The following is a 16,361-nucleotide window of genomic DNA, read 5'->3' as shown; positions in this document are numbered from 1 at the left end:
TCCCATCCCTCATTTTAATTCGGCCAGATAAACACGGCCAGCGTTCCGGGACCGACATGGGTGCCGACAACCGGACCAACATTGGTCAGCACGACCTCACCAAGGTTGTAATGCCGCGACAGTTCCTCGAGCACCGGATCGGCCGAAGCCGGGTCCGCCGTATGGCCTACGGCCACGTTAATGTTTCGGATCCCGCCCAAATCTGCCTGAAAACGTTCGATCATGCGGGATATCGCTTTTTTGCGGCCCCTGACCTTTTCCACCGCATAAATGATCCCTTCTTCATCGATGGAGAGAATCGGTTTGATGTTCAGCAGGTTGCCGATGACGGCAGCCGCTTTGCCGATCCGCCCGCCCTTTTGCAAATATTCGAGCGTATCGACGAGAAAATACAGCTTGCGCTGTCGGCGAACCTGTTCCACCGCATCCAGAATCTCCGCCGCGGTTTTCCCTTCGGCGGCAAGCCGGGCCGCATGAACGACAAGAAGCCCAAAGCCGTAAGAAGCCGATTTGGAATCCACGACATAAATGGAAGGCGGATCATCGAGCATCGACTTGGCCAGCAGCGCCGACTGGTACGTCCCGCTGAGCCCTGACGAAATGTGAAAAGAAATGATCGGGCTGTCCGGAAACATGTTCATCAAATTTTGGTAAGCTTCGATATAATCGGCGGGAGAAGCCTGCGATGTCGTAGGCAGCTGCTCCGATTGCACAAGCCTTTTATAAAACACTTCGGCCGAAATGTCGACGCCGTCCTCAAAAGTTTCCTCGCCGAACATAAGGCGAAGCGGAACGACGTGAATGTCGTATTTATTGACCAGTTCCTCCGGTATGTCAGCGGTGCTGTCCGTCACAATGACCGGATGAGCCATGCGTGTGGCCTCCTTTAGAGGTTTATTCTAAACCTTACCTGTGTAAAACTTAATTAGGGTTCGACGGAGAAAAGATAATAATACACCGGCTGTCCGCCTTGATGAACCTCGACCTCCGCGTCCGGATAATTCTCGCCGATCCAGTCCGCAAGCTCCGCGGTCAGGCTGGAATCCGTTTGTTCTCCCGCGAGTACCGTCACGATTTCGTCGCCGTTGATCAGCATTTTGGATAAAAGCTCCTGGCATGCAGCCAAAATGCTGTCGGCAGCCGTTACGATCTTCGAGTTCTCGATGCCGATATATTGCCCGGCCTTGATGTTGATGTCGTCGATTGCGGTATCGCGCACCGCATGGGTGACCTGCCCGGATTTGACCCGCGCGATCGCATCCATCATGCTGCCGGTGTTCGTATCCGAAGTTTCTTCTTCGGAAAACGCAAACGCGGCCGAAATTCCCTGCGGAATGCTCTTGCTCGGAATGACCGTGACGCTGCGCTCGTCCTCAAGCAGCTCCCGTGCCTGTTCCGCGGCAAGCACGATATTGGAATTGTTCGGCAAAATATAAACATGCTGCGCCGAAATCGAGCGGATCGCTTTGACGAAATCCTCCGTGCTCGGGTTCATCGTTTGTCCGCCGGACAGCACGACATCGACGCCGAGGCTCTTGAAAATATCGGCGATGCCTTGGCCTGAAGCGACGGCGATAAAGCCATAAGGCGCCAGTTCATCCGCCGGAGGCGTCGCAGGTGCCTGCTCGCGCGAATGTTCGACAGGATCGGCCGGCAAGCCGGCGAACAACTCGGGCATAGGCGCAATATCGAGGCCCGTCGTCAACAGGTCCCGGTGCTGCTCACGCATATTCAAAATATGGATTTGCGTAATTTCGCCGTAACGAAGCGCCAAATTCAGCACGTCGCCCGGCGCTTTGGAATGGACATGAACCTTGATCAGTTCGTCGTCCGCAATGATAATGATGGAATCCCCATTTATTGACAACGCTTTCCGGAATTCATCCTCGTCGAATGATGCCGCTTGGCCGCCAAGCTGACGGTTGATGAAAAACTCCATATCGTATAAATATTCGATGTCTTCGGTTTCGATTTTGGATTGGGCCAGCTCCGGCCGTTCCGCAAACGCGTGCGCAGCGGAGTTCAAAACCGCCGATGCCGCCTCCGGCTTCGCAGCCGCCGGTGCTTGTCTTGCGATCGCGGCGCCCGCAAACTCGGCATTCCCCTGGATTCCCTTCAGGTAACGGAGGAAGCCTTCATAAATATATACAAGACCTTGTCCCCCCGAATCCACGACGCCGACCTGCTTCAGTACAGGCAGCATCTCCGGCGTCTGGGATAACGTCTCCTGCGCCTTGAGAAGCACCTGCTCCATCAGCTCGGTAACGTCGTTCGTCCGCCGCGCGCAAAATACGGCATGTTTGGCAGCCTCCTTGGCAACGGTCAAAATCGTGCCTTCCACAGGCTTCACGACGGCTTTATACGCAGCGTCCACGCCCGTTTGCAGGGCCGCTGCAAACTGCATTGCATTCAGTTCATCGTAAGGCGCGGCATAGCGGCCAAACCCCCGGAAAAGCTGGGATGTGATAACGCCGGAGTTTCCGCGCGCACCCATCAGCAGTCCTTTGGACAAAACCCCCGCACTGTGTCCGATCGAGTCGGAATGATTTCTTTTTAACTCAGTCACACCTGCGCTCATCGTCAGATTCATGTTCGTTCCCGTGTCGCCGTCCGGCACCGGAAATACATTAAGAGAATTGACATGCTCTGCATGCTGCTGCAGCTGCTCCGCTCCGGCCAATACCATTGCGGTAAAATCTGTCCCATTCAAAGAACGCTTACTCAATGATAAATCCCCTTCCTAGCTTGATCCCTAGCTAATGGCGTCCTTATACATACGTCGTATCCGCGTTTTCGTTTCGCCAATTTCGTTCATGATTTTACAAAATTCCCGATAATGCATATATAATGAAGCGTCCCATATTAAACCATTATGGGCTATTCATCATTGTACTATAAGAGACACCAGAAATAAATGTTTTTGGCTGGCGGTTGACGAAGCATTTTTTGCTGTGATATGATATACAAGTATTGTTTTATGCAGGTGTTTGGAACAAGGAGGTGTAATCTATGTCTCGCAAATGTTATGTGACTGGCAAGAAGCCAGGAAGCGGTAACCATGTATCTCACGCTAACAACCGTAACCGTCGTTCTTGGGGCGTGAACGTGCAAAAAGTTCGTATTCTTGTTGACGGCAAACCTAAGCGCGTTTATGTGAGCACTCGTGCGCTCAAATCCGGTAAAGTTACCCGCGTGTAATTCGTCGTACTTACGTTATGAAAGTCGCGCCCTGCGCGGGGGTTTTTCTTGCGAATACAGAATCGTCGCATGCTGCGCAGCTTGAGGCCCTGCATTCTGTATTCTTAAGAAAACGTCTTTTTACCGAAGACGAACCGCTTACAGGAGGCGGAATCTATAACTTTAGACAAGCCTCCGGACGATTTACACTTTCTTAGACCTTAAGAATAGCATATAAGCAAAAAGCACCTTGTTTAACAGCAGGTGCTTTTTTAATGCCTTTGGCCCTATTCGGTGTGAATCATGCCGCCTTGCGTCAGAGGTTTTTTTGCATCAGCGGCATACCATAAGGAGTCTTCAGCTTTTATGAAATGTGTTTAAAAGAGCTTTTACGAATCCTCCCAAAAACTTTGGCAGCTTAAACGTATAAAATTTCATATTCCACCCTCCCCATATTCTCATGTTTATCGCGTATGGTATGCCTTTAGCGCGTTCACTGCAGAAACGAACAAAAAAAAGGTTACATGAGAACCCTGCTCATGTAACCAATGTATGCACCAAAAGCATGACCTATGACACAGGCAGACAAGTGAAACCGCCCAGATCCGTTTATCCCTTTTGCGCGCTGGAACGGATGGCCCGAATGGCCGCCTCGCGGTCCTCTTTGCCGTAAACGGCGCTGCCTGCGACCAACACATCCGCGCCGGCCTCCGCAACCAGAGGCGCCGTTTCGCTCGTAATGCCGCCGTCGACTTCGATATGAACGTCAAAACGCGAAGCTTCGTTCAGCCATTGGCGAATCTGGCGGATTTTATGGACCGTACGCGGAATGAAGGCTTGTCCTCCGAAACCCGGGTTAACGGTCATGACAAGCACCAAGTCCACGTCCTCCAGCACTTCCTGGATGGCCGAAGCCGGAGTGGCCGGGTTGATGGCAACCCCGGCTTTGATTCCGTGTTCCTTGATCATATGGATGACCCGATGCAAATGCGTGCAAGCCTCGGCATGAACGGTAATTACGTCTGCGCCGGCTTTGACGAAATCAGCGATGTATGCCTCCGGACGCTCGATCATTAAATGAACGTCGAGAGGCAGGCTCGTATGCGGCTTGATGGCGCTGACGATGGCCGGCCCGAGCGTGATGTTCGGAACGAAATGCCCGTCCATGACATCCACGTGGATCCAGTCCGCTCCTCCCGCTTCCGCAGCCGCTACCTCCGGCCCCAACCGGGCAAAATCTGCTGACAATATCGATGGCGCTATTTTAATCATTTCCGTTAATACCTCCGCTTTTTATCTTTCATTTCCGTTAAGAACTGCACATAATGCTCATAGCGGCTCGCTGCGACGTTTCCATTTTCCACGGCCTCCCGAACTTTGCAGCCCGGCTCATGGGTATGGCTGCAGCCGCGGAATTTGCATCCCTCGGCCAAAGAGGCAAACTCCCTAAAACAGGTCGAGAGCTCTTCGACGCCCAGTTCCAAAAAGTCCAGCTGGCTAAAGCCCGGCGTATCCGCCACAAAGCCGCCGCCTGGAAGCTCGATCAGCTCCACATGGCGGGTCGTATGTTTCCCCCGTCCAAGCTTCATGCTGATCGCGCTCGTTTCCAGCTCGAGTCCGGGAACGAGCCGGTTCAGCAAAGACGATTTGCCTACTCCCGACTGCCCCGAAAACACGCTGATTTGCCCCTTCAATCGTTCCGTCAGCAGTTCCGTTCCCAGCCCTAAGCGTGAGCTCGATACGATGACTTGATATCCGATATTTTCGTACAGCGATTGGACCAAAGCGACCGGGTCCTCCCCTTTCGCTTCGGCCAGAAGATCCTGTTTGGTCAAGCAGATGACCGTATCAAGACCGGCGTGCTCGATATGAACCAGAAACTTGTCCAGCAGCTGGAGGTTCAAATCCGGCTCGCGCACCGAAAATACCAGAACAGCCAAATCCACGTTGGCGACCGGGGGACGGATCAGCTCGGAGCGGCGCGGCAAAATTTCATCCACCATGCCTTCTCCGTTTTCCGTATGGGAATACCGGATATGGTCCCCTACCAGCGGGGTCACGCCCTTTTTCTTAAAAATGCCGCGCGCCCTGCATTGGATCGCATCCCCGCCTCCCGAAGCCGCCATTCCGTTTTCGAGTGGTTTGACATAATAATATCCGCTTAACGCCTTCACGATAACTCCTTCAGGCATACATGAAAGGCCTCACTTTCTCCGTAAGGACCGCCGCTGAGGGCGGCCTTAATGGTTTTGTTGATAAATTACGTTTTCGTTTTTCTTTTTATTGCCCTTGCCCGGGTTGCCGTGCTTCCAGCCCGGAGGCGTCATCCCGGTCGTTTCGTCCCCGCCTTTGTTTTCATCCGCGGGATTCTCCGGAATGTCCTGTTCATCCCCGGTATTGTTCGGAAGGACGATATCGATATCAGGAACCGTACCGTTCTTCACATCCGTGTAGTACACGGTATAGGTGTCGAAAAGCTGGCCGTTGCGGACGACCCTGACGGTGGCGTCTTTGGACGGCCCGACCACCACCTCGACCGGGAATACCTGCATCGAGTTGATGTTTTTGGTTCCCCATTCTTTCGTTTCCCCGTTGGTGGAAGCATCCGCGTATTCGATGCGGACCTTGGTATTTTTGCCTTCCTCCTCAGGGAGGACAGGGACGTTATAGGTGTATTTGATCGCGTCGGCCGGATACCCCGAGCTTACGGTAATCTGAATTTTCTCATCCGGATCGGCCAGCTGGCCCGGATCGTACGGCCATTGGGCAATGACCGTGCCTTTCGGTACCGTGTAGCTTGCTTCCTGCTGGATGTTCGGGTCCAGCTTGAGCCCCGCCGATTCCAGCATCTTCGCCGCTTTGTCCTGCTTTTTGCCGATCAGGTCCGGCATCTGCACCTGCTTCGGTCCTTTGCTGACCGTCAGGGTGACGTGATCTTTATCGGGATCGACATCGGCGTTGGCGCCCGGCGCCTGGGAAATGACGGTGCCAGCCGGCTTATCGCTGTTTTCCTCTTTGGTGTCGATATTATCCTCTTTGAACCCTTGATCGAACAGTTTCTTTAACGCATCATCAACCGGTAACGTCTTGAGGTCAGGCATCTTTTTCAAAGGTTTGGCGCTTCCGACCGAAATTTGAACGAGCGACCCTTTTTTGACCTCTGTCCCCTCTCTTCGGCTCTGATTATATACGATGCCTTCATCCACTCCCGGCTTATATGCGCGAATGACGTTCGGATCGACTTCGATTCCCTGTTGATTGAGCTTTATGCGGGCATCTTCTTCCTTCAGGCCAATGACTTTCGGCACGGTCACATTCGGTACGACCAATTTATGATTCACGTAAAACACGACGGCCGCCATGGCAATCAGAAGCAACAGCGTCAAACTAATCCAAAGAATCGGCTTTTTTGATTTTTTTCGTTTGCCGGCCGGGGCGGAGGGCTCATGGCGCTCCTCCCGGTCTTCGGAAGGAACCTGCCTCGACCTCACCGGGGTCGGACCGATATGCTGCGGTTTGATCGCCGGAATGACGCGGGTACGATCCTCGTCGTCCACGTCCGAAAAGTCGAGCTTTTCCTCGTTCCTGCGCTCCGGGGAGAGGCAGGTATCCAGGTCATGCAGCATTTCCTTGGCGCTCTGGTACCGCTCCTGCGGATTTTTGCGCATCGATTTGAGAATGATGTTTTCGACGCTTTGCGGAATGAGGGGATTCACTTCGCGCGGCTCCTCGAACTCCTCCTGCAAATGTTTAAGCGCCACGCTGATCGGGCTTTCTCCCAGAAACGGAAGCCGAGCCGTCAGCATTTGATAAAGTACGATGCCTAAAGAGTATAAATCCGATTTCTCTCCCGTCGTCACGCCTTTGGCATGCTCCGGTGAGAAATAATGCACGGAACCGACGACCGAACCGGTTTGGGTAATCGTCGTCGACGTGACCGCGCGGGCGATCCCGAAATCCGTCACTTTGACCCTGCCGTTCCGGCCGATCAAGATGTTATGCGGTTTGATGTCCCGGTGAATGATCTGGTTCTGGTGGGCATGATCCAGCGCATCGCAAATTTGGGACGCAATCCGGACGGCCTCTTCCACCTGCAAAGGCGCGCGTTCCTTGATGATTTCGTTGAGATTATGGCCTTCGACGTATTCCATGACAATGTAATGGATTTCGTTTTCCTGCCCCACGTCGTAAATGCTGACCACGTTAGGATGGGACAAGGAAGCGGCCGACTGCGCCTCGCGGCGGAACCGGCGGATAAACTCCTCATCGTGCACAAACTGCTGGCGCAACACTTTGACGGCAACGTTGCGGCCCAATAGCAAATCATGGGCTTTGTAGACCAGGGCCATCCCGCCGCCGCCGATACGTTCAATAATTTCATAACGGCCGCCCAATTCGTGTCCGATCATGAATCCCACTCCTTTATGCTTTGCCCGGAGACTTCATCTTGTTGAAGTTCAAACAGGGCGACGGTAATGTTGTCATCGCCTCCGGCGAGAAGTGCCAGCTGCAGGAGACGGTCCGCCCGTTCTTCCAGCGAAACGTTCTGCATGCCTGAAATCTGGGCGATATGTTCGCCGCTTACCAGGCTGCTGAGCCCGTCGCTGCACAGAAGGAGCACCTCTCCGGCAGACAGCGTGACAGGATACAGATCGACGGACACCTCGGGATCGGTGCCCAAAGCGCGCATGATGACGTTGCGGCGCGGATGGGTTTTCATTTCCTCAAGGCTGATCTGGCCGCTTTTATACAGTTCATTGACAAGCGTATGGTCTTCCGTAATCTGAATGGCTTCGCCATTTACAATTTTGTAGGCTCTGCTGTCGCCGATATGCCCGATGACGCCGGAACGCTCCTGGAGCAGCAGCACCTCGACGGTCGTACCCATATTGTGATATTTTTCATTTTTGGATGCTTCATTGTAAATGACGTCGTTGGCATGCAGGATCGCGTCGCTGACGGCCGCGCTCAAACCTTCTTCAGACATCCCTTTTTCCAGCGTCGACAAATCCTCCGCAATCGTGTCGACGGCAAGGCGGCTTGCCGTGTCTCCGGCCTGATGCCCGCCCATCCCGTCGGCGACGATGCCGATCGTATACCCTTGCGAAAGGTGGCCAATCCAGACCGAGTCCTCGTTTACCGATCGGACGCGGCCTATGTTACTGGCATGAACTGTTTTAATCAAGTTTCACTCACCTCAACTCCATATGCTTCGCACGCAGTTGTCCGCATGCAGCCGCGATATCGTGGCCTTGCTCCCGTCTGATCGTTACATTGACCCCGTTTTCCGCGAGTACTCTTTGAAACTTGAAAATGTCGTTGCGCGAGGTACGGACGTACTTGCGTTCAGGCACGTGGTTGACCGGAATCAGGTTCACGTGGCACAGCATGTCCTTCAGCACGCTCGCCAGCTCGGCCGCATGCTCCGGCTGGTCGTTGACGCCGCCGATCAGGGCGTATTCGAACGTGATGCGGCGGCCGGTCTTCGCGAGGTAATACCGCAGCGCCTCCATGACGTCCTCGAAAGGATACCGGCGGTTGACCGGCATCAGCTTGGAGCGCAGCATGTCGTTCGGAGCATGGATGGAAATGGCCAGATTGATCTGGGTATCCTCATTCGCGAACTTGTAAATGTTCGGCACGATGCCGCTCGTCGACACCGTGATATGGCGCTGGCCGATGTTCAGCCCTTTTTCGTGGATCATGATCCGAAGGAACTTCATCGTGGCCTCGTAGTTTTCGAACGGCTCCCCGGAGCCCATAATGACGATGCTGCTGACGCGTTCGCCTTTTTCGTCCAGTATTTTTTGGGCCTGAACCACCTGGGCGACGATTTCGCCGGCCGTCAGGTTCCGCTTGAGACCGCCCAAGGTCGAAGCGCAAAACGTGCAGCCGATGCGGCAGCCGACCTGGGTCGTCACGCAAATGCTGTTGCCGTAGTTATGCTTCATGATGACCGTCTCGATCGCATGGTCGTCGTGAAGGCCGAACAGGAACTTGACCGTTCCGTCCTTGGACTCCAGCTTGGTAATTTCCTTGAGCGTCACGAATTCGAACTGATCCTCCAGCTTCGCGCGAAGCTCCTTGGACAAATTGGTCATTTCCTGAAAGTTATTCACCCTTTTCACGTAAAGCCAATCAAAAATCTGGCCGGCGCGAAACGCGGGTTCGCCGTTTTCCTTGGCCCATTCCTGGAGGTCGTCCAGGTTCAAATCGTATATAAAAGGCTTCATTTCACCACACCTGTCTTTATCATTCATATGCATATTGTTTCTCATTCTTCCTATTTTAACACAAATAAAAGTAGCGGTAAAAGAGAAACCCGCCAAGCTTAGGCCGAGCGGGATCAATAGGCTGTACCATCTCTTTATACCTTGCGATTTTACGGTTTAAAAGAATCTCCGGATTCTGGCGATATAAAAACCGTCGCTGCCGTAATCCTGAGGCATGATCTGCACGCCCGCCCCTTCGGCGTCCGAATGCAGCTTGCCCCAAGTCCCGCCGGAATCCTCCGGCAGCCCGAACCCCGGATGGGTGTCCAAAAAATGGCGGACCACTTGTTCGTTCTCTTCCCGTCCGATCGTGCAGGTGCTGTATACCATGATGCCTCCGACGCGCAGCAGGGAGGAAACCGAATCTAGCAGCTTCCGCTGCAGGGCGGCGATTTCGCCGATATCGTCCGGGGTTTTGGTCCACTTCAAATCGGGCTTGCGCCGGATGACGCCAAGTCCCGAGCAAGGGGCATCAAGCAAAATCCGGTCGAAGGAATCCGCGGGATAACGACGGGCCAGCTCGAGCGCATCGCCCGTCACCGCCTGGATGCTTCCTAAACCGAGCCTTTCCGCCTGGGCTTCGATCAGCTTCCGCTTATGCTCATGCAGCTCATTGGCCACGATTTCGCCCCGGTCCTTCATCAGCTCGGCCATATGGGCCGTTTTTCCGCCCGGAGCGGCGCAGCAATCGAGCACCCGCATCCCCGGTTCGGGAGCGACGGCGCCGGCGACCAGCATCGAGCTTTCGTCCTGGATCGAAATTTGGCCGTCCCGGTACCAGTCCGTCAGGGCCATGTTGCCGCCGCCGTAGACCAAGATGCCTTCCGGGGAAAGGGCCGATGGAGCGGCTTTTACGCCCGCTTGTTCCAGCTCGGCCAGCATGCCTTCGCGGCTGACCATGGTCGTGTTCACCCGCACGCTTACCGCGGGCGGTTCGTTGTTCGCGCGGCATATGGCTTCGGCGGCGCTTTCCCCGTATTCTTCGATCCAACGTTCCACCAGCCACAGCGGATGGGAATGTTCAAGCGCAATGCGCTCCGCCGGCGGCAGGCCGCTTGGCAGGACCAGCTGGTCTTTGCTGCGCAGGACGCTGCGAAGCACCCCGTTCACCATGCCGGATATTCCTTGATGTCCCCGGCGCTTGGCCAAATTGACCGCCTCGTTAACGGCGGCGTGGGGAGGAATGCGGTCCAGGTACATCAGCTGGTACAAGCTCAGCCGGAGCAAATTCCGGACCCATGGCTGCAGCTTCTGGATGCCTTTCGTGACGAACCGTTCCAAAAAATAGTCCAGCGTATTCAGACGGGAAATCGTCCCGTAGACCAGCTCCGTCGCCAGCCCTGCATCCTCGCGCGGCAAAGAAGCCCGCTGCAGGGCCGAATTCAGCTGCAAATTGCTGTAGGCTTTGTTTTCTTCGACCCGCGTCAGCACATCGAGGGCAACCTCCCGCGCCGAAGCGGCGGGCTTGCCCTGACGTTTTCCTGCACTCACGTCAACACCGTCCCCGGCGCCATCGTTTTGCCGCGCGCGAATTCTGCCGCATCCATCTGCTTTTTGCCGCTTGGCTGCACCCGGGTCAGCCACAGGGAGCCGTCTCCGGTTTTAACCTCGATCCCCTGCTCGGCAAGCTGCAGAACCGTTCCCGGAGCGGCGTCCTTCGACGCCTTGTCGGCCTTCCGGGAAGCCCACACCTTAAACACCTCGCCGTTCCACAAGGCAAAGCCGCCGGAAAAAGGCACCAGCCCGCGGATTTGGTTGTATATATCGCGCGTGGAGGCGCTCCAATCGATTTTTTCGTCTTCGCGCTTCAAATTCGGCGCGTACGTCGCGAGACTCTCGTCCTGCTTTTCGGCTTCGACGCGGCCGTTTGAGAGGCGCGGCATTTGTTCTTTGAGCAGCTCCGCGCCCGCAAGGCTGAGCTTCTCGAACAACGTTCCGGACGTGTCCTCCTCGTCGATCACCACTTTGACCTGGGCAATCATGTCCCCGGTATCGAGGCCTTCGGCCATATACATCAGCGTGATTCCCGTTTCGGTTTCGCCGTTGATGATGCAGCGCTGGATCGGAGCCCCTCCCCGGTATTTGGGAAGAAGCGATCCGTGCACGTTCACGCAGCCGTTCGCCGGAAGATCCAGCACGCTTTTCGGGAGGATTTGTCCGTACGCGGCCGTAACGATCAAATCCGGCTTGTAGGCCGCAAGCTCCGCGACCGCTTCGGGGCTGCGCATGCGCTGGGGCTGCAGCACGGGAATGCCGTGTTCCAAAGCGACTTCCTTGACCGGCGTAGGCGTCAGCACTTTTTTGCGCCCCTGGGGCCGATCCGGCTGGGTGACCACGGCCACGACGTTGTATCCCTCGCTAAGCAGCATTCGCAGGCTGGGAACGGCAAAAGCCGGCGTCCCCATGAATACGATATTCATGAAGCATTACTCCCTTCCGGAACGTTCAGGCACGTATTCGTACACTTTTTCAGCGATGTCCGTAAACAAAACGCCATCCAGATGGTCGATCTCATGCTGGAAGCAGCGGGATAAAAGCCCCGTGCCCGTAATCGTGATCTCGTTGCCGTTTTCGTCCAGCCCTTTGACCGTTACCTTCTCGGCGCGGCGAACGTCGCCGTTGTAGCCCGGAATGCTCAGGCAGCCCTCCGGTCCGAATTGCTCGCCTTCCTTCTCGACGATGACCGGATTGACCATCTTGATCAAACCGTGTTCGTCGCCCACGTCCACGACGATCAGGCGTTTCAGAATGCCCACCTGCGGCGCCGCAAGGCCTACGCCTTCCGCGTCGTACATCGTATCGGCCATATCGTTTAATAGTTTTTTTACGTTCGGGGTGATCTCTTTTACTTCTTTTGCCGTTTTATGGAGTACGGCATCGGGTTCTTTTACGATAATGCGGATTGCCATGATGACACCTTCCTTATGCTTATTCATGTACGGATCTTGTAATCCTAATGGTTTTCATTTCGCTTTCAACGCATGCCGCGCAGATTACATCAGCATTTGCGGGTCTACGTCAATGCTGATCTGCAGCTGCTGGTTATGCGCCGTCTCTTCCAGCTGCTCGGCCGATTCGCGGACGAGGCCGACGGCATCGATATTCCCACGCCATTTTACCATACATTGAAACCTGTATCTATTTTTTATCCTCGGAATGGGGGAAGCCACCGGTCCCAGCACGTCAAACGCGTCGGCGGTCAGCCGGTCCAAGCTGCCGAACCAGCCGCGCTGCCTTGCTTTTCCCTGAAGCACGGATACCATGTTTTCCGCCATGCGCACCAAAAGCGGCAGCTGCTCATGCGTCAGCGTGATCAGGATCAGCCGGCAATACGGCGGATAATGCAGGTTGCGGCGGTGCTTCAGCTCATCCCTGACGAAAGCCAGATAATCATGGCCGCTGGCATGGATGATCGAATAATGGTCCGGCGTGTAGGACTGGATCAGCACCTCCCCTTTCAGCTGATGCCTTCCCGCCCTTCCCGCGACTTGCGTCAGCAGCTGGAACGTTTTTTCCCCCGCCCGGAAATCGGGAAGGTTGAGCGCCGAATCCGCGGTAATGACGCCAACGAGCGTCACGTCCGGAAAATCCAGCCCTTTCGCGACCATTTGGGTGCCGAGCAGGACGTCCGCTTTTTTGTCGCGGAACTGCTTCAGCAGCTTTTCGTGCGATCCTTTTTCCGTCGTCGTGTCGACGTCCATCCGAATGACCCGGATGCCGGGGAACAGTTTGGCCAGTTCCTCTTCGACCCGCTGCGTGCCGGTCCCGAAATAACGGATGTGTTCGCTTCCGCATTCCGGGCAGACGGACGGCGCGGGCTCCGCGTAACCGCAGTAATGGCAGCGGAGATTATTCGATTTTTGATGGTAGGTAAGGGATATGTCGCATTCGGGACAACCCGCCACGTAACCGCAGCTGCGGCACATGACGAAGGTCGAATAGCCGCGCCGGTTGAGGAGCAGCACAATCTGCTCCCCGCGCTGGAGCCGGGTTTCGATCGCCTGATGCAGGGAGCGGCTGAACATGGAGCGGTTGCCCTCCTTCAGCTCTTCCCGCATGTCGACGATTTGCACCGCCGGCAGTTCGTTGCCGAGCGCCCGCCGCTTCATTTCCAGCAGCATGGGCGCAAACTCGTCGTTCGCCTGGGACCGGGCGGCATGATAACTTTCAAGCGATGGCGTCGCCGATCCCAACACGACGGCCGCCCCATATTGCCGGGCCCTTTTGACCGCGACGTCCCGCGCGTGGTATTTGGGGCTTTCCTCCTGCTTGTAAGACGTCTCATGCTCTTCGTCCATAATGATCAGTCCGATCCGGTCGAACGGCGCAAAAATGGCGGAACGCGCCCCGATCGCTACCTTGACTTTGCCCTCGCGTATTTTCCGCCACTCGTCGTAACGCTCGCCGCCGGAGAGGCGGCTGTGCATGACTGCGACCTGGTCGCCGAAGCGCCCCTTGAACCGTTCCACCATTTGGGGCGTCAACGAAATTTCGGGGACAAGGACGATGGCCTGCCGGTCCTGTTCGATGCAGTGCTGGATCGTCTGCAAATAAATTTCGGTTTTGCCGCTGCCGGTGACGCCGTGCAAAAGGAAAACCCCATGGCGCCGTGCATCCAGCGAGTCGACGATCCGGTCATACGCATGCTGCTGCTCGTCGTTCAGGCGAAGCGGTTCCGTCGGCTTGAAGCGGCGTCCGCGATACGGGTCGCGGAACACCTCCATCTCCTCGATCGCAACGAACCCCTTGTCCGCAAGCCCCTTGACGGTGGCCGCCGAGACCTGAAGCGCCTTAAGCACCTCTTTAAGCGGAAGGGGGAGCAGTTCCTTCATCTCGAGAATAAACTGCAGCACTTCCCGCTGCCGCTGCGCCTTGGCCGGAAATTGCGGGAGCGCCGCCAACGCCTCGTCCGGATCGACGGCGAGGTCGACCGCTTTGAGCATTTTCTTTTGCAGCTTGTCCTTGATGCTCTGATTCTCCTGCAAAATTCCTTTTCGCAGCAGCGATTTGATCGTTTCGGCGCTACCCGGGAATATGCGGCTGAGCTGCTGGGCCGGCACCTCTCCCTTTTGCGCGACGTAGGCCATGATCGTTTTTGCTTCTTCCGTCGGTTCGGCGACGACACGCACCAGCGAATACTCGTCCTCTTCCTCCGGCTGCCCTTCCGGATCCCCGAGCGAGATGTACCGCTCCGCCTTGCCCTTCAGCGCCGTCGGCACCATGACCTGAAGCGCGGTAATGAAACGGCAGGCGTATTTTTGGCTCATCCATTCCGCAAGCTTGACGAGTTCGGGAGATAACGGAGGCACGACGTCCAGAACCTCCTGGATGTTTTTCAGGCGCATTCCGCCGGGCGAAGGCCGATCCTGCAGATCGACCACGAACCCCTGAACCGTTCTGTGGCCGAACGGAACCCCGACCCGGCTCCCGATTTCAAGCCACGACCGCATCGATTCCGGAATCAAATAGTCGAACGGACGGTCCGTATCCTTCACCGGCACATCGACGATGACTTTTGCCACTTGCGGAAGCATCATCGGTTCCCCGCTTCACTCATCCGCTCGGCCGCAATCGCGAGCAGCCTCCGCGCCACTTCGTTTTTGGTCATGACGGGCATCTTTTCGACCAACCCGTCCGCGTCAAACACCTGCACGATGTTGGTATCCGAACGGAAGCCCGCCCCTTCCGCCGTCACGTCATTGGCGACGATCAGGTCGCAATGTTTCCGGCGCAGCTTATCCTTGGCATACGCTTCGACGTCATGGGTTTCCGCGGCAAACCCGATCAAAAACTGATGGGTTTTGCTTTTGCCGAGCGTTTCCAGAATGTCTACCGTTTTAACGAGCTCCAGCGTCATCGTGTCGCCTTTTTTCTTGATTTTGCTGCTCGCCGCTACCGCCGGACGATAGTCCGCCACCGCGGCGGCTTTGATGATCAGGTCGCTATCCGGAAAATGCTTCAGCACGGCCTGGTACATCTCTTCCGCAGACTGGACGTGCTCGGCATCGATCCCCGCCGGAGGCGCCACGTCGGTCCGCCCGTAGATCAAACGCACGTCGGCTCCCATCGCGCGCGCGGCCTCGGCGATCGCAAATCCCATTTTTCCCGAGGAATCGTTGGTGATATAACGGACGGGGTCAATGCGTTCGATCGTCCCCCCTGAAGTCACGACGACCTTTTTCCCCTGCAAAAGACCGGGCCCGGCCTGCTCCTTGTCCGCAAAATATTTCTCCACCACGGCCACGATGCTTTCCGGCTCTTCCATCCGCCCTTTGCCCACGTAACCGCAGGCAAGCAGCCCTTCCCCGGGTTCGATCATCATGACGCCCCGCCGCTCCAACGTTTTCATGTTTTCCTGAACGGCAGGATGCCCGTACATATGTACATTCATTGCCGGCGCAAGCATGACCGGTGCAGTCGTCGCGAGAAGCGTCGTCGACAGCATGTCGTCCGCCAGACCGTGGGCCATCTTGCCGATCATGTTGGCCGTTGCCGGTGCGATCAGCACCAGATCGGCCGCATCCGCCAAACGGATGTGCGATACGACCGCCGGATCCCTTTCGTCGAACGTATCGCTGAACACCGCGTTTTTGGACAAGCTTTGCAGCGTCAGCTCCGTGATGAATTGCTTGGCCGAGGATGTCATGATGACATGCACGTCCGCTCCTTTTTGGACCAGCTTGCTGCACAGGCTTGCCGCCTTATAAGCCGCAATCCCGCCGGTAACGCCCAGCACGATCGTTTTTCCGTTTAACATGTTAACCGCCTTCTTTCGCTTCGGAATAGAGAAAAAACATCCCCACAAAGCGGAGACTGTATGCCAATCTTGTTCCTATCCTTTGCGGGGTTCCAATTGCAGTTGTATGAAGACCGCTCATGAGGGTTCTTAAAAAAAATACAACCTTGCGGTTG

General features: G+C 55.8%; 14 protein-coding genes. 1 reads left to right on the top strand and 13 read right to left on the bottom strand.

The annotated features are described in order from the left end of the window. Nucleotides 1–14: 14 nt before the first annotated feature. A complete protein-coding gene (locus tag MKY58_RS08410) occupies nucleotides 15–872 on the bottom strand; it encodes a DegV family protein (protein ID WP_339324187.1) in 858 nt (285 codons plus the stop codon). 53 nt (nucleotides 873–925) lie between these two features. Continuing rightward, nucleotides 926–2,725, bottom strand: coding sequence for a DAK2 domain-containing protein (locus MKY58_RS08405; RefSeq protein ID WP_212947034.1), 1,800 nt, complete (start codon nucleotides 2,723–2,725; stop codon nucleotides 926–928). A 284-nt stretch (nucleotides 2,726–3,009) separates the two neighbouring features. On the opposite strand from MKY58_RS08405, the gene rpmB reads away from it, so the two are divergent. After that, the gene (gene rpmB / locus MKY58_RS08400; RefSeq protein ID WP_081992147.1) at nucleotides 3,010–3,198 is read left to right on the top strand and encodes a 50S ribosomal protein L28; all 189 of its coding nucleotides are present in this window, start codon (nucleotides 3,010–3,012) and stop codon (nucleotides 3,196–3,198) included. A gap of 336 nt (nucleotides 3,199–3,534) precedes the next feature. On the opposite strand, the gene spoVM is transcribed toward rpmB, so the two are convergent. The 11 genes from spoVM to coaBC all read right to left on the bottom strand — a co-directional run bounded on the left by spoVM (nucleotide 3,535) and on the right by coaBC (nucleotide 16,206). Further along, complete coding sequence (gene spoVM, locus MKY58_RS08395) at nucleotides 3,535–3,615, bottom strand: stage V sporulation protein SpoVM (protein WP_036707696.1); 81 nt, start codon at nucleotides 3,613–3,615, stop codon at nucleotides 3,535–3,537. Between the two features lie 171 nt (nucleotides 3,616–3,786). Continuing rightward, the gene (gene rpe / locus MKY58_RS08390; RefSeq protein ID WP_339324186.1) at nucleotides 3,787–4,449 is read right to left on the bottom strand and encodes a ribulose-phosphate 3-epimerase; all 663 of its coding nucleotides are present in this window, start codon (nucleotides 4,447–4,449) and stop codon (nucleotides 3,787–3,789) included. 5 nt (nucleotides 4,450–4,454) lie between these two features. Next, on the bottom strand, nucleotides 4,455–5,369 hold the full coding sequence (rsgA, locus tag MKY58_RS08385) for a ribosome small subunit-dependent GTPase A (protein WP_339324185.1): 915 nt from the start codon (nucleotides 5,367–5,369) through the stop codon (nucleotides 4,455–4,457). 48 nt (nucleotides 5,370–5,417) lie between these two features. Continuing rightward, entirely contained in the window at nucleotides 5,418–7,586 is a 2,169-nt protein-coding gene (gene pknB / locus MKY58_RS08380) for a Stk1 family PASTA domain-containing Ser/Thr kinase (RefSeq protein ID WP_339324184.1), read from the bottom strand. Continuing rightward, nucleotides 7,583–8,362, bottom strand: coding sequence for a Stp1/IreP family PP2C-type Ser/Thr phosphatase (locus tag MKY58_RS08375; protein ID WP_339324183.1), 780 nt, complete (start codon nucleotides 8,360–8,362; stop codon nucleotides 7,583–7,585). Before MKY58_RS08375 ends, pknB begins: the two co-directional genes overlap by 4 nt. A 7-nt stretch (nucleotides 8,363–8,369) precedes the next feature. Then, the gene (rlmN, locus tag MKY58_RS08370; RefSeq protein WP_036707690.1) at nucleotides 8,370–9,410 is read right to left on the bottom strand and encodes a 23S rRNA (adenine(2503)-C(2))-methyltransferase RlmN; all 1,041 of its coding nucleotides are present in this window, start codon (nucleotides 9,408–9,410) and stop codon (nucleotides 8,370–8,372) included. A gap of 156 nt (nucleotides 9,411–9,566) precedes the next feature. Next, entirely contained in the window at nucleotides 9,567–10,940 is a 1,374-nt protein-coding gene (rsmB, locus tag MKY58_RS08365; protein WP_339324182.1) for a 16S rRNA (cytosine(967)-C(5))-methyltransferase RsmB, read from the bottom strand. Further along, entirely contained in the window at nucleotides 10,937–11,869 is a 933-nt protein-coding gene (fmt, locus tag MKY58_RS08360) for a methionyl-tRNA formyltransferase (RefSeq protein WP_339324181.1), read from the bottom strand. The genes rsmB and fmt overlap by 4 nt, the downstream gene beginning before the upstream one ends. A gap of 6 nt (nucleotides 11,870–11,875) precedes the next feature. Next, nucleotides 11,876–12,358 carry a peptide deformylase gene (def, locus tag MKY58_RS08355; protein WP_339324180.1) on the bottom strand — a complete coding sequence of 161 codons (483 nt, stop codon included), beginning with the start codon at nucleotides 12,356–12,358 and terminating at the stop codon, nucleotides 11,876–11,878. Nucleotides 12,359–12,442: 84 nt separating this feature from the next. Beyond that, entirely contained in the window at nucleotides 12,443–14,986 is a 2,544-nt protein-coding gene (gene priA, locus MKY58_RS08350) for a primosomal protein N' (RefSeq protein ID WP_339324179.1), read from the bottom strand. After that, a complete protein-coding gene (gene coaBC / locus MKY58_RS08345; RefSeq protein WP_339324178.1) occupies nucleotides 14,983–16,206 on the bottom strand; it encodes a bifunctional phosphopantothenoylcysteine decarboxylase/phosphopantothenate--cysteine ligase CoaBC in 1,224 nt (407 codons plus the stop codon). The genes priA and coaBC overlap by 4 nt, the downstream gene beginning before the upstream one ends. Between the last annotated feature and the right edge of the window lie 155 nt (nucleotides 16,207–16,361).

Source organism: Paenibacillus sp. FSL W8-0194 (assembly GCF_037969745.1).
Lineage (GTDB): Bacteria > Bacillota > Bacilli > Paenibacillales > Paenibacillaceae > Paenibacillus_AQ > Paenibacillus_AQ cookii.
The sequence above is the reverse complement of the archived record's forward strand: the minus strand, read 5'-3'. Positions and strand labels throughout refer to the sequence as shown.